The 17,251-nt window shown below is 70.7% G+C and carries 16 protein-coding genes; 10 read left to right on the forward strand and 6 right to left on the reverse strand.

The annotated features are described in order from the left end of the window. Window positions 1-27 precede the first annotated feature (27 nt). Window positions 28-798: a Pr6Pr family membrane protein gene (locus ACFVTR_RS09685; RefSeq protein WP_387036841.1), complete on the forward strand. Its 771-nt coding sequence runs from the start codon at window positions 28-30 to the stop codon at window positions 796-798. Here ACFVTR_RS09685 and ACFVTR_RS09690 read toward each other — a convergent pair. From ACFVTR_RS09690 to ACFVTR_RS09715, 6 genes are read right to left on the reverse strand one after another with little or no spacing between them, the layout of a single operon-like run. After that, complete coding sequence (locus ACFVTR_RS09690) at window positions 795-2,507, reverse strand: ABC1 kinase family protein (RefSeq protein ID WP_387036843.1); 1,713 nt, start codon at window positions 2,505-2,507, stop codon at window positions 795-797. The two genes, ACFVTR_RS09685 and ACFVTR_RS09690, sit on opposite strands and share 4 nt — an antisense overlap. Window positions 2,508-2,558: 51 nt before the next feature. After that, a complete protein-coding gene (locus ACFVTR_RS09695) occupies window positions 2,559-3,131 on the reverse strand; it encodes a PadR family transcriptional regulator (protein ID WP_376945832.1) in 573 nt (190 codons plus the stop codon). A gap of 43 nt (window positions 3,132-3,174) precedes the next feature. After that, a complete protein-coding gene (locus tag ACFVTR_RS09700; protein WP_387036844.1) occupies window positions 3,175-3,714 on the reverse strand; it encodes an AAA family ATPase in 540 nt (179 codons plus the stop codon). Between the two features lie 30 nt (window positions 3,715-3,744). Then, window positions 3,745-3,918 carry a hypothetical protein gene (locus ACFVTR_RS09705; protein WP_387036846.1) on the reverse strand — a complete coding sequence of 58 codons (174 nt, stop codon included), beginning with the start codon at window positions 3,916-3,918 and terminating at the stop codon, window positions 3,745-3,747. Further along, complete coding sequence (locus ACFVTR_RS09710; RefSeq protein ID WP_387036848.1) at window positions 3,915-4,580, reverse strand: DsbA family protein; 666 nt, start codon at window positions 4,578-4,580, stop codon at window positions 3,915-3,917. Before ACFVTR_RS09710 ends, ACFVTR_RS09705 begins: the two co-directional genes overlap by 4 nt. A gap of 57 nt (window positions 4,581-4,637) precedes the next feature. After that, complete coding sequence (locus ACFVTR_RS09715) at window positions 4,638-5,114, reverse strand: aminoacyl-tRNA deacylase (RefSeq protein ID WP_387036850.1); 477 nt, start codon at window positions 5,112-5,114, stop codon at window positions 4,638-4,640. 93 nt (window positions 5,115-5,207) lie between these two features. On the opposite strand from ACFVTR_RS09715, the gene dusB reads away from it, so the two are divergent. The 9 genes from dusB to ACFVTR_RS09760 all read left to right on the forward strand — a co-directional run bounded on the left by dusB (window position 5,208) and on the right by ACFVTR_RS09760 (window position 17,179). Next, entirely contained in the window at window positions 5,208-6,380 is a 1,173-nt protein-coding gene (gene dusB / locus ACFVTR_RS09720) for a tRNA dihydrouridine synthase DusB (protein WP_376944934.1), read from the forward strand. A gap of 4 nt (window positions 6,381-6,384) precedes the next feature. Next, complete coding sequence (locus ACFVTR_RS09725; protein ID WP_387036852.1) at window positions 6,385-7,641, forward strand: deoxyguanosinetriphosphate triphosphohydrolase; 1,257 nt, start codon at window positions 6,385-6,387, stop codon at window positions 7,639-7,641. 64 nt (window positions 7,642-7,705) lie between these two features. Further along, complete coding sequence (gene dnaG / locus ACFVTR_RS09730) at window positions 7,706-9,589, forward strand: DNA primase (RefSeq protein ID WP_387036854.1); 1,884 nt, start codon at window positions 7,706-7,708, stop codon at window positions 9,587-9,589. Window positions 9,590-9,777: 188 nt separating this feature from the next. Then, complete coding sequence (locus ACFVTR_RS09735) at window positions 9,778-11,406, forward strand: ABC transporter substrate-binding protein (protein WP_376944940.1); 1,629 nt, start codon at window positions 9,778-9,780, stop codon at window positions 11,404-11,406. 99 nt (window positions 11,407-11,505) lie between these two features. After that, entirely contained in the window at window positions 11,506-12,594 is a 1,089-nt protein-coding gene (locus ACFVTR_RS09740; RefSeq protein WP_387036856.1) for an ABC transporter permease, read from the forward strand. Window position 12,595: 1 nt separating this feature from the next. Next, entirely contained in the window at window positions 12,596-13,681 is a 1,086-nt protein-coding gene (locus ACFVTR_RS09745; protein ID WP_376944944.1) for an ABC transporter permease, read from the forward strand. Then, complete coding sequence (locus tag ACFVTR_RS09750; protein WP_387036858.1) at window positions 13,678-15,366, forward strand: ABC transporter ATP-binding protein; 1,689 nt, start codon at window positions 13,678-13,680, stop codon at window positions 15,364-15,366. Before ACFVTR_RS09745 ends, ACFVTR_RS09750 begins: the two co-directional genes overlap by 4 nt. Next, window positions 15,366-16,220: an ABC transporter ATP-binding protein gene (locus tag ACFVTR_RS09755; protein ID WP_376944948.1), complete on the forward strand. Its 855-nt coding sequence runs from the start codon at window positions 15,366-15,368 to the stop codon at window positions 16,218-16,220. Before ACFVTR_RS09750 ends, ACFVTR_RS09755 begins: the two co-directional genes overlap by 1 nt. After that, window positions 16,217-17,179 (forward strand): NAD(P)-dependent oxidoreductase, encoded by a 963-nt coding sequence (locus tag ACFVTR_RS09760; protein ID WP_387036860.1) that lies wholly within the window; start codon window positions 16,217-16,219, stop codon window positions 17,177-17,179. Before ACFVTR_RS09755 ends, ACFVTR_RS09760 begins: the two co-directional genes overlap by 4 nt. Window positions 17,180-17,251: the final 72 nt, after the last annotated feature.

A 17,251-nucleotide genomic window follows, 5' to 3' on the forward strand; every position in this document is an offset into this window, starting at 1 on the left:
GTTCCGCGACGACCCTAAGCTGGGCGGGTGACCGTCGACACTGCGCCCCAGCGACTCTCCGCCCCGCCCCGCACCGGATTCTCGATCGTGTGGGCGGTGCTCCGCATCGTGATGGCGGTGGCGATCATCGCCGCGACGGTCGTGACGTACCAGGGCTCATCGGGCTCGTGGCAGGAGGAGGGCTACGCCGACCTCGCCACCCTCAACGTCAACTTCTTCAGCTACTTCACCATCGAGTCGAACCTGCTCGCGGCGGTCGTGCTGCTCATCGGCGCCGGACTCGCGTTCGCGCGGCGCCTGCCCGACCCGGTGTGGTTCGCGATCCTGCGCGCGTGCGCCGTCACCTACATGGCCATCACCGGCATCGTCTACAACCTGCTGCTGCGTGGCCTCCCGGTGACGGGTGCCGGTGAGGATTCGCACCCGTGGACGAACGAGGTCATGCACGTGATCGGCCCGCTGTTCCTCGTCGTCGACTGGCTGGTCGCCCCGGGTCGCCCGCGGCTCGACTGGCGCCGCGTCTGGGTGATCCTCGCGTTCCCGATCGCGTGGGTCGCCTACACCCTCGTGCGCGGGCCGCTCGTGTTCGACCAGGTCCGGGCGGTCGACACGTGGTACCCGTACCCCTTCCTCAATCCGGCTCGCCAGGAGAACGGCTACCTCGGCGTCTCGTTCTGGGTGGTCGTCATCGCGCTCGCGTTCGCCGTCGTCGCCGTGCTCGTCGTCTGGGTGTCGCGCAGATGGCCGCGCACCGTCGACACCGCTCCCGCCGCGGCGGCGGTGCGCTCGAACCGCTAGCGTCGTCCGCGGCGCATCCGCCCGACGACCCCGGCGAACAGTGCGTGCAGCAGCGGCAGGGCTGAGGCGATCATCAGCGTGGTGCCGAGCGCCGGGTTCGGGGTGAGCAGCAGCGCGCCGCCGATGAGGAGTGCGGCGAACAGGACGCCCGAGAGGATCCGGCGCGCGACGCCCTCCAGCCGATCGAGGCGTCGTTCGAGGCGCGAGGTGTCGAACGACATCCGGCCCTGATCGGCCTTGGTGATGAGCGCATCGACGCGCTTCGGCATGCCCCAGAGGAGACCGGCGCTCGACATCGCCTGCCCGAGGAGGTCCTGCGCGAGGTCGCCGCGCTCCTCGTTCAGGAGCTGCGTGGCGTACGGTTCGACCGCGTCCCAGACGTTGAAGTCGGGATCGAGCGAACTGCACATGCCCGAGGTGAGCGCCATCGCCCGGATGAGGAGCAGCAGGTGTTCGGGCAACTGCAGCGGCAGTGAGCGCATGACGTCGCCGAACTCGACGCCGAAGTCGCGGAACTCGCGCGGGTCGACCTCTTTCAGCTGGGCGAAGCCCATACCGCCGAAGCGCTCGAACAGCTGCGTGAGCGCGCGCTCGAGCTCGCCGGTGTCGGCCGAGGGCATGAGCACGCCGATCTCGTGCGCGGCCTCGATCATCCCGTGGCCGTCGCGCGACGCGACGGCGATGACGAGCGCGCGGAGTCCGGCCCGCAGTTCGGAGGGGACCTCGGCCATCATGCCGAAATCGACGAAGGTGAGGCGCCACGGGATGCCCGGTGCCGGCGTGCCGCTCGCAGGGTCGCCCACGAGCGGCGTGACGAAGATGTTGCCGGGGTGCGGGTCGGCGTGCACGAACGCGTGGGTGAACACCTGGTCGAACATGACCTCGGCGAAGACGCGTGCGACCGCCGCGGGGGAGATGCCGGCGGCCTCGAGCGCATCGGTGTCGTTGATCTTGATCGCGGTGACGTCCTCGAGCGTCAGCACCCGTCGGGTCGTCCGCTCCCACACGACCGCGGGGGCGTACACGCGCCGCTCGTCGGCGAACGACTCGGCGAAGCGCTCGGCGTTCTGGGCCTCGTGAACGTAGTCGATCTCCTCGTGGCTCGTCTGGGCGAACTCCTCGACGAGGGCGGGCGCGTCGACGTGGTCGGCGACGATGCGCACGCGTCGCAGCCATCCCGCCACCCGGCGGAGCGCCGCGAGGTCGACGGCGACGATCTGCTCGATGCCGGGGCGCTGCACCTTCACGACGACGTCGGCGAGCCCGGTGGCGGCGGCGTCGCCTGCGGAGAGCCGGGCGCGATGCGCCTGCCCGAGGGAGGCCGCTGCGACCGGGGCCTCGTCGAATCGGTCGTACACCCGATCGAGCGGGGCCCCGAGCTCGGCCTCGGCGAGCGCGCGGATCTCGGGGAACGGCACGGCCGGCACCTCGTCCTGCAGGCCCGCGAGTTCTGTGGTGATCTCGGGCGGCAGCACGTCGAGGCGCGCGGAGAGGAACTGCCCGACCTTGATCATGAGACCGCCGAGGTCGACCGCGAGGGTGCGGAACTTCGATGCGAGCGATCGCATCCGTCGCTCACGCGAACGGTCGGCGATGCCGCCGAGACCGAGCTTCGGCAGCACGAGTTCGTACCACCAGAGCTGCACGAGCTGGCGCGCCGCGAATCCGAGGATGCGGCGTGAGCGCGCGCGGTGGGCACCGTCGGTCATGCCGCCATCCTCTCGCGTCGCGACGGATGCGGCACGCGCAGCGGCACCCGATCAGCCCTCGGCGAGGATCGAGTACAGCCGGCGCCGCGCCTCGTCGAGCACGGTGACGGCCTGCTGGATCTGCTCGGGCGAGCCGCTGCGACCGAGTTGCGCTGCGGCGGCGGCGAGTTCGACGCCGGCCTTCGAGAGAGCGCGGTGCGCGCCGCCCTGCGCCGAGGGCGAGGCCCACGGTGCGGGCTTGTCGGCTGCGGCGGCGGCCTCGTCGCGGCCGGCCTCGGTCAGCGAGTACGTCTTGCGACCCTGCAGTTCGTCGGCGACGATCAGCCCCTCGTCGGCGAGGAGCTGCAGCGTCGGGTAGACCGAGCCCGCGCTCGGCTTCCACGAGCCGCCGCTGCGCTCGTCGATCTCCTGGATGATCTGGTAGCCGTGCATCGGCTGCTCGGCGAGGAGCGCGAGCACCGCCGCGCGCACGTCGCCGCGAGCCATGCGTCGCATGCCGGGCCGCTGGTCGAACGAGGAGCGCAACTGCTCCATCGCCTCCCAGATCGCGGCGCCCGGGTTGCCGGGTCCCGTTCCGCCGAAGCCTGCGCCGCCGAATCCGCCGTTCGGGCGATTGCCGTTCATGATGACCTCCCGCGAGATGCGAACGATACTCAACGATATATCGCTATCTCGCGAAAGGGAAGGTCTCCCGCAGCCAGGACTCGGCCTCGCGCGGGTGCCTGAGCCGCACGACCGCGAGCCCGGGGTTCCTGGCGCCGGCCTCGTCGACGAGGGCCGCCCGCGTGCCGTGGGTCCGCCACGCCCAGCGCACGATGTGCTCGTGGTCGGTGAGGATCGTGCGGAACGGCGCCTCCCGGTTGCCGTTCCAGAGCTCCTCGCGGCGGAGGCGGCGCCGCAGCGTGCGACCGATCACCTGGCGCATCACCCGCCCGCGCGGGTAGTCGAGGAAGACGAGCAGCTGCGCACGCTCCGCGAGTAGCGGCTGTACCGCGCCGTACTGCCACTCGATCACCCATCCGGGTTGCGAGGTGAAGGCGTCGACGTCGTCGACGAAGCTTGGCCGCGGCGTCCAGTCGGGTCCGTGGAACAGCGCATCGATCTCCTGGAACGGCAGGCCGGCCGCCGCGGCGATGCGCCGCGCGAGCGTCGTCTTGCCGGCACCGCTCGCCCCGGCGACGAGGATACGGCGCGGATGCTCGGGCATCCGACCACTCTAAGCGCGGACGGCCTCGGGCTACTCGGCCGAGAGCCCGGGCACGAAGCAGACGTCGCCCTCGCAGACCATGGCACCGGTGGCGCCGGGCAGCATGGTGAACGGCGACGCGGATGCCTCGCCGACCACGCCGTTCGCAGGGACGACCTCGAACGGGGCCGCGCCTGTGGCATCCGCCCTGATGTCGGGGCTCACGCGGCCGCGCCGTCGCGCTCGCCCGCGACCTGGGTGAGCACCTGGCCGAAGACCTCGGCGGGCTGTGCGCCCGAGACGCCGTACTTGCCCTCGAACACGAAGAACGGCACGCCGTTGATGCCGTAGGCGCCGGCCTGCGCGATGTCGGCCTGCACGTCGGCGGCGTAGCGGTCCGACTCGAGCGCCTCCCGGGCGGCGTCGGCGTCGAGTCCGGCGTCGACGGCGAGCTCGACGAGCTCGTCGATGCGCCCGACGTGACGGCCCTCGGTGAAGTAGGCCTTGAAGAGGCGCTCCGAGAGTTCGAGCTGACGCCCCTGCGCCTTCGCGAAGTGCAGGAGCTCGTGCGCCTTCAGCGTCTTCGTGTGCTGGAGTGCGTCGAAGTCGTAGTCGAGGCCGGCGTTCGCGGCGACACCGGTGACGTGCTGCAGCATCTGCTGCACGCGCTCGGCCGGCAGGCCCTTGTGCTTCGCGAGGAAGTCGATCTCGCTGCCCTCGAAGTCGACGGGGGTGTCGGGGGCGAGCTCGAAGGAGTGGTACTCGATCTCGACGGCGGGCGCGTCGTCGCCGAGCGACGCGAGGCCCTCTTCGAAGTGGCGCTTGCCGATGTAGCACCACGGGCAGGCGATGTCGGACCAGATGTCGATCTTGATGGGGGAAGTCACGATGGGTGCGAACGCATCGGGTGCGCCCGGCATTCCCGAAACGGTCGCCATTCTCCGCTACTCGGGGTCGCTGAGGTCGGCGACGGTCGCGTCGAACGCCGAGATGAGTGCGTCGGCGTCGACGAAGAGGCTGCGCCCGTGCTCGCCCGCGCCCATCGACACGCGGCGGCCTGCGATCGACTCGTCGACGAACACCGGCCACGGCGTCGTCGAGCCGAGCGGAGTGATCGTGCCGCGCTCGTAGCCGGTCGCGGCGAGGGCGAGCGACGCGTCGGGCAGTTGCAGCTTGTTGACGCCGACGAGCGCCCGCAGCTTCGACCAGCTGATCTTGCGTCCGCCGGGCACGAGCGCGAAGAGGTAGGTGTCGTCGCTGCGCTTGACGACGAGCGACTTCACGATGTCGCCGGGGGAGATGCCCATGAGCTCGGCCGCCTCCTCGAGGCTGCGCGCGGCGGGCCGCTCGATGATCTCGACGTCGAGGCCGCGCGCCGCGGCATCCGCCCGCACCCGCTCGGCACCCGTGAGTTCCGCCATCTCGTCCTCCCCAATGGTCGACCTGCAGTGAATCCTAGGCTCGCTCGGCGGCATCGGGCGAGTGCGCCCCGATCTCTGGGAGAATCGACGGTGATGTCCTCAACCACCACGCTTCCCGCAGGCCCGCTCGCGATCGGCGGCATCGAGCTCGACGTGCCCGTCGTGCTCGCGCCCATGGCCGGCATCACGAACACGGCGTTCCGCCGGCTCTGCCGCGAGTTCGGCGCGGGCCTCTACGTCTCCGAGATGATCACCTCGCGCGCGCTCGTCGAACGCACGCCCGAGTCGATGCGCCTGATCACGCACCACGAGTCCGAGACGCCGCGATCGATCCAGCTCTACGGCGTCGACCCGAAGACCGTCGCCGAGGCCGTCACGATGCTCGTCGCCGAAGACCGGGCCGACCACATCGACCTGAACTTCGGATGCCCCGTGCCGAAGGTCACCCGCAAGGGCGGGGGCTCGGCCCTCCCGTGGAAGACGGGCCTCTTCCGCGACATCGTCGAGGGCGCGGTGCGGGCCGCGGGCGACATCCCGCTGACGGTGAAGATGCGCAAGGGCATCGACGCCGACCACCTCACCTACCTCGAGGCCGGGCGCATCGCCGAGGGCGCCGGAGTCTCGGCGGTCGCCCTGCACGCCCGCACCGCGGCCGAGTTCTACTCGGGCCAGGCCGACTGGTCGGCGATCACGAAGCTGAAGGAGACGGTGACGAGCGTGCCGGTGCTCGGCAACGGCGACATCTGGTCGGCCGCCGACGCGCTGCGCATGGTCGACGAGACGGGCTGCGACGGCGTCGTCGTCGGTCGCGGATGCCTCGGGCGCCCCTGGCTCTTCGGCGATCTCGCGGCGGGGTTCCGCGGCGAGCTCGCGGGCGACGACGGCGCACTGTTCCAGCCGTCGCTCGGGCAGGTCGCGCAGACCTTCCGGCGGCACGCCGAACTGCTGACCGAGTTCTTCGACAGCGAGGAGCGCGGCTGCCGCGACATCCGCAAGCACGTCGCCTGGTACTTCAAGGGGTACCCGGTCGGCGGCGACCTGCGTGCGCGCCTCGCGACCGTCGAGTCGCTCGCGATGCTCGACGACCTCCTCGGCACGCTCGACTGGTCGATGCCGTACCCGGGCGAGGGCGCCGAGGGTCCGCGCGGCCGCGCCGGCACGCCGAAGAACCCGACGCTTCCCGAGGGCTGGCTCGACTCGCAAGAGCTGGTCGGCCACGACCGGGTGACCCTCGTCGACGCCGAGCTCGACACGAGCGGCGGGTAGCCCGGTGGCAGATCGACTCTTCGGCGGCTACGAGGCCGTCGACACCGAACGGATGCTGCCCGAGGAGCACTCGTCGCGGCGCAGCGACTTCGCGCGCGACCGGGGGCGCCTGCTGCACTCGAGCGCGCTCCGACGCCTCGCGGCGAAGACGCAGGTGCTGAGCCCGACCTCGGGCCTCGACTTCGCGCGCAACCGGCTCACCCACTCGCTCGAGGTCGCCCAGATCGGGCGTGAGCTCGCCGAGAACCTCGCACTCGACCCCGATGTCGTCGACACCGCGTGCCTCGCGCACGACCTCGGCCACCCGCCGTTCGGGCACAACGGGGAGAAGGCGCTCAACGACTGGGCGGCCGACATCGGCGGGTTCGAGGGCAACGCGCAGACCCTGCGCCTGCTCACCCGCCTCGAGCCGAAGGTGTTCGGCGGCGACGGCCGCAGCTACGGCCTCAACCTGACGCGCGCGAGCCTCGACGCGAGCTGCAAGTACCCGTGGCCCGAGGCGACGGGCGTCGCCGACCCGTCGGGGCGGCAGAAGTTCGGCTTCTACCACGACGACGTCGCGGTGTTCGAGTGGCTGCGCGCTGGTGCCCCCGCGCGGCGGCTCTGCATCGAGGCGCAGGTGATGGACCTCTCCGACGACATCGCCTACTCGGTGCACGACTTCGAGGACGCGATCGTCGGCGGCTACATCGACGTCGCGGCACTCGGCGCCCGCGTCGATCACGACGAGCTCGTCTCGTCGATGCACGAGTGGGTCGGCGGCGCGATCTCGCACGACGAGCTCATCGCAGCGTTCGACCGGCTCGACTCGCTCGACGGGTGGCTCGACGAGTGGACGGGCAGCCGGCGCGACCAGGCCCGGCTGAAGAACCTGACGAGCCAGCTCATCGGGCGCTTCGCGCACGCGGCGACCGCGGCGACGCGTTCGGCCTTCCCGCTCGCGAGCCTCATCCGCTTCGACGCCGACGTCGTCGTGCCGCGCGAGATCCAGGCCGAGATCGCGGTGCTGAAGGGCATCGTCGCGGCCTTCGTGATGTCGCGCAACACGCGCCAGCCGATCTACCTCCAGCAGCGGCAGGTGCTGGCCTCGCTCGCCGACGCGCTGTACACGAGCGGCGACGAGCACCTCGATGCCGGGTTCGCCGAGGACTGGGCGGCCGCGGCCGACGACGCCGCGCGCAAGCGGGTCGTCGTCGACCAGGTCGCGAGCCTCACCGACCAGTCGGCGCTCAGCTGGTACGAGCGGCTCGTGCAGCGCTGATCGGTGCGGCGGCGTCCGCCGCAGACCCGCCCAGTGAACCGTCGACCGAGATTAGGATGTGAGCATGGCGGGCCGAATTCGACAGAGCGATGTCGACGAGGTGAAGGCCCGCACGAACATCGCCGACATCATCGGCGACCACGTCAGCCTGAAGTCCGCCGGAGTCGGTTCGCTGAAGGGCCTCTGCCCCTTCCACGACGAGCGCAGCCCGAGCTTCAACGTGCGGCCCGGCGTCGGCTACTACCACTGCTTCGGCTGCGGCGAGTCGGGCGACGTCTACACCTTCCTCCAGCGCATGGACCATGTCTCGTTCACCGAGGCGGTCGAGCGGCTCGCCGGCCGCATCGGCTTCGAGCTGCACTACGAAGACGGCGGGCAGGCGCCCGACCACGGCAACCGCGCGCGGCTGCTCGCGGCGAACCAGGCCGCCGCCGAGTTCTTCGTCGAGAAGCTCGGCGCGCCCGAGGCCGAGATCGGCCGCCGGTTCCTCGGCGAGCGCGGCTTCGACGCCGAGGCGGCCCGCCGGTTCGGCGTCGGCTTCGCGCCGAAGAGCTGGGACGCGCTGACGAACCACCTGAAGTCGAAGGGCTACTCCACCGAAGAGCTGAGTGCCGCCGGGCTCGTCTCGCAGGGCGACCGTGGAGTGTACGACCGGTTCCGCGGCCGCCTCGTCTGGCCCATCAGGGATGTCACGGGCCAGACCGTCGGATTCGGCGCCCGGCGCCTGCTCGACGACGACAAGGGCCCCAAGTACCTGAACACCCCCGAGACGGCGGTCTACCACAAGTCGCAGGTGCTCTACGGGCTCGACCTCGCCAAGCGCGACATCTCGAAGACGCACCGCGTCGTCGTGGTCGAGGGGTACACCGATGTCATGGCCTGCCACCTCGCGGGGGTGACGACGGCGATCGCGACCTGCGGCACGGCGTTCGGCGTCGACCACATCAAGGTGCTCCGGCGGGTCCTCGGCGACTCCTCGGGGGTCGGCGAGGTCGTGTTCACCTTCGACGGCGACGCCGCCGGCCAGCAGGCCGCGATGCGCGCCTTCGCCGAAGAGCAGCGCTTCGCGGCCCAGACCTTCGTCGCGGTGGCCCCCGACGGCCTCGACCCCTGCGACCTGCGGCTGGCCCGCGGCGACGGCGCGGTGCGCACCCTCGTGGAGACGAAGGTGCCGATGTTCGAGTTCGTGATCCGGCACACGCTGAACCGCTACGACCTCGAGACCGTCGAAGGCCGGGTCGGCGCGCTCCGCGCCGCGGCGCCCATCGTCGCCGAGATCCGCGACGCCTCGCTGCGGCCCGGCTACACGCGCGAGCTCGCCCGCATGCTCGGCATGGAGCTCGCCGAGGTGACCCGTGCCGTGCGCGGGGCCGGCGGGGGCGGCCGCGGTCGCGCACCGGCGACGGCGCCGCAGCCGCGGAGCGAGGCATCCGCACCGCCCGCCTCGAACGGGGGAGAGGCAGCCGCCGAGCGCCCGTTCTCGATCGCGACACTGCCGAACGACCCGTCGACCAGGCTCGAGCGCGATGCCCTGCAGGCCATGCTGCAGTTCCCCGACCGGGTCGGCGACGAACTCCTCCGGCACGCGGTCGACTCGCGATTCGGCGACGCGACGCTCGCCGTCGTGCGCGACGGCGTCGCTGCGGTGCTCGGGTCGACAGATCCGAGGCTGCGCGTCGATCGGGTCGTCGCCGAGGTGCCCGCGCCGTTCGCCGGGGTCGTGCAGCAGCTCGCGGTGCTGCCCGTGCCGCAGCGCAACGACACCGAGCTCGAGGCGTGGGCGCGCGGGGTGGTGAGCTCGCTCATCGACCGCGAGCTGCTGCGCCAGAAGTCCGAGCTGCTCGGCCGGCTGCAGCGGCTGTCGACCGACGACCAGGCGACCTTCTCGGCCCTGCAGCGCGCCCTCGTCGAGCTCGAGCAGGAGCGCCGGGCGCTGCGCGCCGACTGACGGATTCCGTCGCCGTGCGACGCCGCGCGACGATCCGTTGCGCGCAAGGTTGCAGATCGGTAAACATTCCGACGTTCGACGGCACCTCCCTGCATCACTTCGGATCGTTGTGCTACCTCTGAGTGATACGAGAACGCGCCGTGGAATCCGCGGTGCGCTTCAGTCCTGACAGGAAGAGGTAGACGGATATGACATCCGCAACCAAGAACGGCCGCCGCGCGCTCATCGCGGCAGCCGGACTCTCGGCGGCCGCACTCGTGCTCGCCGGCTGCTCGGCCGGCGGTGGCGACGGCGACAACGCTTCGGGCGGTTCGATCACGGTCGGCACGACCGACAAGGTCACGACGCTCGACCCGGCCGGTTCGTACGACAACGGTTCGCTCGCGGTGCAGACGCAGGTCTTCCCGTACCTGCTGAACACCGACTACGAGAGCACCGACGTCGTGCCCGACCTCGCCGAGTCCGCCGAGTTCACCGCGCCGACCGAGTACACGGTCACGCTGCCCGCCGGCCTCAAGTGGGCGAACGGCAACGACCTCACCTCGTCCGACGTGAAGTTCTCGTTCGACCGTCAGCTGAAGATCGCCGACCCGAACGGCGCGTCGAGCCTGCTCTACAACCTCGAGAGCGTCGACGCCCCCGACGACACCACGGTCGTGTTCCACCTCAAGGCCGAGAACGACCAGGTCTTCCCGCTCATCCTCACGAGCTTCCCGGGCGCCATCGTCGACGACGAGGTGTTCTCGCCCGACGCCCTCACCTCCGACGACGACATCGTCGAGGCGAAGGCCTTCGGCGGCCCGTACCAGATCGCGAGCTACGACTTCAACAACCTGATCTCGTTCAAGAAGAACCCCGAGTACAAGGGCCTGCTCGCCGAGGCGTCGACCGACACGGTCAACCTGAAGTACTACGCCGAGTCGTCGAACATGAAGCTCGACGTCCAGGAGGGCAACATCGACGTCGCGTACCGCAGCCTGTCTGCGACCGACATCGACGACCTGAAGGGCAACGACAAGGTCAAGGTCGTCGACGGCCCCGGCGGCGAGATCCGCTACATCGTCTTCAACTTCGACACGCAGCCCTACGGCGCGAAGACCCCCGAGGCCGACCCGGCCAAGGCCCTCGCCGTCCGTCAGGCCGTCGCCGGTCTCATCGACCGCGAGGAGCTCGGCGAGCAGGTCTACAAGGGCACCTACACGCCGCTGTACTCCTACATCCCCGCGGGCCTGGCCGGTGCGGTCGAGCCCCTGAAGGAGCTCTACGGCGACGGCGCCGGTGCGCCCGACGCTGAGAAGGCCAAGGCGGCGCTCGAGGCTGCCGGCGTCACCACGCCGGTCGAGCTGAACCTCCAGTACTCGAACGACCACTACGGCCCCTCGTCGGCCGACGAGTACGCGCTCATCAAGGACCAGCTCGAGGCCGACGGCCTGTTCACGGTGAACCTGCAGACCACCGAGTGGGTGCAGTACTCCGAGGACCGCGTCGCCGACGTCTACCCGGCCTACCAGCTCGGTTGGTTCCCCGACTACTCGGACGCCGACAACTACCTGACGCCGTTCTTCCTCAAGGAGAACTTCCTCAGCAACCACTACGACAACCCCGAGGTCAACGACCTCATCCTCGAGCAGGCCGTGACGACCGACGTCGCCGCGCGCACCGCGATCATCGAGGAGATCCAGGAGAAGGTGGCGGCCGACCTGTCGACCGTGCCGTACCTCCAGGGCGCCCAGGTGGCCGTCACCGGCACCGACATCGACGGCGCGGTCCTCGACGGTTCGTTCAAGTTCCGATTCGCCTCGCTCACCAAGGGCTGAGCGAACTGAGCGACTAGAGTCGCTTTGATACCGGAACGGGTGGCCCGCTCTTCGTGAGCGGGCCACCCGCATTCGAGCCACACCCCTGATTGGCGAACATTGACCTCAACGACGACGGCCGCCACCGGCGCTGATCCCGTCCGAAAGCGATCCAAGAGATCCTCGGGCAGCAGCCTCGGCCGCTACATCATCATCCGCGCACTCCTCATCATCCCCACGGTGTTCATCCTGGTGAGTGTGGTGTTCCTCATCATGCGCACGACCGGTGACCCGATCACTGCGGCGCTCGGCGGCCAGTTGCCGCCCGACCAGCTCGCGGAGCGCATCCACGCCGCGGGCTTCGACCGACCGCTCATCGTCCAGTACCTCGAGTACATGGGCGGCGTCTTCACCGGCGACTTCGGCATGACCATCAGCGACAACCGGCCGGTCACCGAGGTGCTGTTCACCTACGGCAGCGCCACCTTCGAGCTCGCCTTCTATTCGCTCCTCGTCGCGTTCGCCGTCGGCATCCCCTTCGGGCTCATCGCGGCCTACTTCCGCGACAAGGGTCAGGATGCGCTCCTCCGCGTCTTCGCGATCCTCTGCTACGCGACGCCGGTGTTCTTCGCCGGCCTCCTGCTGAAGCTCGTTTTCGCGGTCTGGCTGAAGTGGCTGCCGGTCGCGGGCCGCGCCTCGACCGGGGCGACCATCGAGATGGAGTTCCTGCCGAACAAGACGGGCTTCTACACGATCGACGCGATCATGACCGGCGACCCCGCAGTGCTCGGCGACGTGCTCGCCCACGCGGTGCTCCCGGCGATCGCGCTCGGCCTGCTCACCGCCGGCGTGTTCCTCCGCCTCGTGCGCACGAACGTCATCGGCACGCTCGGCACCGACTACGTCGACGCAGCCCGCTCGCGCGGCGTCGCCGAGTCGCGGCTGCTGCGCAAGCACGCCTACCGTCCGGCGCTCATCCCGATCATCACGGTCATCGGTCTGCAGATCGCGGTCCTCCTCGGCGGCGCCGTGCTCACCGAGACGACCTTCGAGTGGAAGGGCCTCGGCTTCCAGCTGGTCGAGTACATCCAGGCGCGCGACTTCGTCGCCGTGCAGGGCATCGTCGCCCTGCTCGCCGTCATCGTGGCCCTCACGAATTTCATCGTCGACATCATCGCGGCGCTCATCGACCCGAGGGTGAGGTACTGACATGTCGACCACCGCATCGAACGCCGTCGCGGCGCCCGCGCAGAAGCGCCGGCTCCGCGACCGCATCCCCGTCGTGCACCAGCTCCGCCAGAGTGTGGGACTCCAGCGCGGCATGCTCGTCGCGGGCCTGATCATCACCGCGATCTTCATCTTGACCGCGGTCTTCGCGCCGCTCCTCGCGCCGTACGGATTCGCGCAGCTGCGCAACGCCGACGGCCCGTTCGGCAGCCAGCAGCCGCCGTCGGCTGAGCATCCGTTCGGCACCACGGTCGGCGGGTACGACGTGCTCTCCCGCACGATCTGGGGCGCGCAGACCGCGATCCTCGTGATCATCATCGCGGTGATCCTGTCGATCTTCGCCGGTGTGCTGCTCGGCCTCCTGTCGGGGTACTTCGGCGGTTGGCTCGACCGGGTGCTCGTCGTCGTGTGCGACGCGATCTACGCGTTCCCCTCGCTGCTGCTCGCGATGGTCATGGCGATCGCGATCTCGGGCGGCCAGTCGAACCTGTGGGGCGGCGTGCTCGCGGCGGCGCTCTCGATCACCGTCGTCTTCATCCCGCAGTACTTCCGGGTGATCCGTGCAGAGACGGTGCGCATCAAGGCCGAGGCCTTCGTCGAGTCGGCCAAGGTGCTCGGCGCGTCGAACAGCCGCATCATGTTCCGCCACGTGCTGCGCAATGCGACCCGCACGCTGCCGCTCATCTTCACGCTGAACTCCTCCGAGGCGATCCTCACGCTCGCTGGCCTCGGCTTCCTCGGATTCGGCATCGAGCCGACCGCCGCGGCCGAGTGGGGCTATGACCTCAACAAGGCGCTCTCCGACGTCACGAGCGGCATCTGGTGGACCTCGCTCTACCCGGGTCTCGCGATCGTGCTCGTGGTGCTCGGCATCACGCTCGTCGGCGAGAGCCTCAACGACCTCGCCGACCCGCGCCTGCGCGGTCGCCGCCGGGTCGCCCAGTCGTCGGGCGTCGTCGCCGAGACCTCGGTCGTGCCCGGCGGCACGCTGACGGCCGGCCCCGGGGGCCTCGCCGGACTGGAAGACGAAGCGACATTCGACGAACACGGGATCGAGGTCAAGCCATGAGCACGGTGGTGAGCATCGAAGGGCTCGGCGTCTCGTTCTCGACCGACGCCGGTGCGGTGAAGGCGGTCGATGGCGTCTCGCTGTCGGTCGAACGCGGCGAGGTGCTCGCGATCGTCGGCGAGTCGGGCAGCGGCAAGACCGTGACCGCGAAGACGATCCTCGGCCTCCTCCCCGAGACGGCGACGGCGAGCGGGGCGGTGATCCTGTCGAACAAGGCGGGAACGGCCCAGCACGACGTCGTCTCGATCCCGAAGCGCACGCTCCGGGCCATTCGCGGCACTGACGTCGCGATGGTCTTCCAGGAGCCGTCGACCGCGCTCAACCCGGTGTACACCGTCGGGTGGCAGATCATCGAGGGCCTGCGCGCGCACTCCGATCTCTCGAAGAAGGAGGCCCGCGCGAAGGCGATCGACGTGCTGCGTCGCGTCGGCATCCCCGAGCCCGAGGTGCGCATCGACCACTACCCGCACGAGTTCTCGGGCGGTCAGAAGCAGCGCATCGTGATCGCGATGGCGCTCGTGCTCGACCCGGGGCTCATCGTCGCCGACGAGCCGACGACGGCGCTCGACGTCACCGTCCAGGCCGAGATCCTCGACCTGCTGCGCCGCTGCCGCGACGAGTTCGGCATGGGCATCGTGCTCATCACCCACAACATGGGCGTCGTCGCCGATCTCGCCGACCGGGTCGCGGTGATGTACCAGGGCAAGGTCGTCGAAGAGGCGGATGCGAAGACCCTGTTCTCCGCACCGAAGGCCGAGTACACGAAGGCGCTGCTCGCCGCAGTGCCCTACGTCGGCACCGGTTCGGCGAAGACCGCCGAGCGTGCGGCGGCCCGCCCCGCGGGCTGGGCCGAGCAGGCCCCGGTCGTCGCCGCGCAGGGGCTCGAGATCGTCTACCCGGGGCGCTTCGGCAGGCCCGGCTTCCGCGCGGTCGACGGCGTCGACCTCGTGATCCGGCCCGGCGAGGTCCTGGGGCTCGTCGGCGAGTCGGGTTCGGGCAAGACCACGATCGGTCGCTCGATCGCCGGCCTCACCAAGGTCACGGGCGGCTCGCTCAAGGTGCTCGGGCACGAGATGAACGACTTCTCGGAGCGCGAGTTCCGGCCGCTGCGCAGCCGCATCGGGTTCGTCTTCCAGGATCCGGCGTCGAGCTTCAACCCGCTGCTGACGATCGCCGAGTGCGTCGCCGAGCCGCTCATCATCCACGGCCGGGCCGGTGACGCCGTCGCGGCGCGCCCCCGCGTCGACGAGCTGCTCGAGGCGGTGCAGCTGCCGAAGGCGTACGGCGACCGCTACCCGCACGAGCTCTCGGGCGGCCAGCGCCAGCGCGCGAGCCTCGCACGGTCGCTCGCGCTCGAGCCCGAGCTGCTCATCGCCGACGAGCCGACGAGCGCGCTCGACGTCTCGGTGCAGGCCCGCGTGCTCGAGCTCTTCGCCGAGCTGCAGCGCGAGTTCGGCTTCGCGTCGCTGTTCATCAGCCACGACCTCGCCGTCGTCGACCTGCTGGCCGACCGCATCGCGGTGCTGTACCACGGCCGCCTCGTCGAGGAGGGCACGGGCGCCGAGGTGCTCGGCGCGCCGCGCGACCCGTACACGCAGCGCCTGCTCGCCTCGCTGCCGGTGCCCGACCCGGTCGCGCAGGCCGAACGCCGAGAGGAACTCCGCCGACTCCGGGAGGCGAACTGATGCGCGGCGCGGCACACGGGTACCCGATCGTCCTGAGCGACCTGTCGCTCGAGTATCCGCCGCGCGGTGCCAGCCCGGCGCACGTCGCCCTGCACGGCCTGACTCTGCAGGTCGCGCCGGGCGAGGTGCTCGGCGTGCTCGGCAGTGCGGGCAGCGGCAAGTCGACGCTCGCGAAGGTGCTCTCGGGCGTGGCCTTCGAGACGCGCTCGAACGAGGCGCGCCCGGTGATCACGGGCGGTCAGGCGACCGTGCTCGGACAGCCGCTGCGCGGCCTGCCCAAGCGCAAGGTCGCCGAGTACCGGTTCCACGTCGGCTACCTGCCCCAGGACGCCGCGTCGACGCTGCCGCCCGATCACAGCGTCGCCGAGATCATCGGCGAGCCCATCCTCGAGCGCGACCGACGGTACAACGCCAAGGCGCTCGCGACCCGGGTCGCCACCATGCTCGACGGGGTGCGACTGCCGCTCGGCATGCTCGAGAAGTACCCGTACGAGCTGAGCGGCGGGCAGCGCCAGCGTGTCGCGCTCGCGCGTGCCCTCGTGCTCGGCCCCTCGGTGCTCATCGCCGATGAGCCGACGGCGGGCATCGACCTCACGGTGCGCGATGCGGTGGCGCAGTTGATCGCCGAGCTCGGCGAGCGGCACGCGTTCTCGGCGGTGATGATCACCCACGACCTGCCGGTGCTGCGCAGCGTCGCCGACCGCATCGCGGTGCTCGATCGCGGCGAGCTCGCCGCGATCGGCACCATCGAAGAGGTCTTCCACGACCCGCATCACCCGTACGTCCAGGCCCTCGCGGGGGCACTCGACGGCGGGCACGCGGTCATCGACGACCTGGCCGAGCCACTGGCATGACGGATGCCTCGGCCGCGCGCGGCACGGTCGACGCCCGGGGAACGATCGCGGTCGTGCCCGAGGCCGAGCCCGAGCTCGTTGCCGCGGTCGAGCGGGCCGGGGGAGCGGTCGCCCCGCTCGACGCTCGAACGCGCGGCATCGTGTGGAGCGGCTCCTCGGGCGGTGCCGCACTCGTCAAGGCGCTGGATCGCGCACCCGGGGTCGAGTGGGTGCAGCTGCCGTGGGCGGGCATCGACCCGTTCGCCGAGGTCCTGCCGCGATTCCGCGGTGATGGGCGCGTGTGGACGAGCGGCAAGGGCGTGTACGCCGGGCCGGTCGCCGAGCACGCCCTGACGTTGACGCTCGCACTGCTCCGTCGGCTTCCGCGACGGGTGCGCGCCGGCGTATGGCGGCGCGACCACTCGAGCCGCAGCCTGCACGGCGCCGACGTCGTCATCGTCGGTGCCGGAGGCATCGCGATCGAGCTGCTGCGCCTGCTCGCGCCGTTCGGCGTGCGCGTCTCCGTGGTGCGTCGGAGTGCCGGCGACCTCCCGGGCGCTGCCCGCACGGTGAAGCTCGATCGCCTCGCCGAGGTCGCGACCCGCGCCGACGTGCTCATCGTCGCGTCGGCGCTGACCGACGAGACGCGTGGGGCGGTCGGCGCCGAGGTACTCGCCGCCCTGGCGCCCGGCGCCGTGGTCGTGAACGTCGGTCGCGGTCCGATCATCGACACGGCGGCACTCGTCGCCGCGCTCGATTCGGGGCATCTCGGCGGTGCGGGTCTCGACGTCACCGATCCCGAACCGCTCCCGGCGGGGCATCCGCTGTGGAGCTCGCCCGATTGCGTCATCACACCGCACGTCGCCGATGCGATGGCGACGACGCCGGCGCTGCTCGCCGCGCGGGTCGAGCACAACGTGCGCGCCTTCTTCGGCGTGGGCGAATTCGAGGGGCGGATCGACCTCGACGCGGGCTACTGACGGGTCGTCCTGACGATACCCGAATGCGAGGCGGCCTCGAATTGGGAGTCGGGGCATCCCTTTGCTACAGTA

The sequence above is a fragment of the Agromyces sp. NPDC058126 genome, from assembly GCF_042884595.1.
In the GTDB taxonomy this organism is placed as follows: domain Bacteria; phylum Actinomycetota; class Actinomycetes; order Actinomycetales; family Microbacteriaceae; genus Agromyces.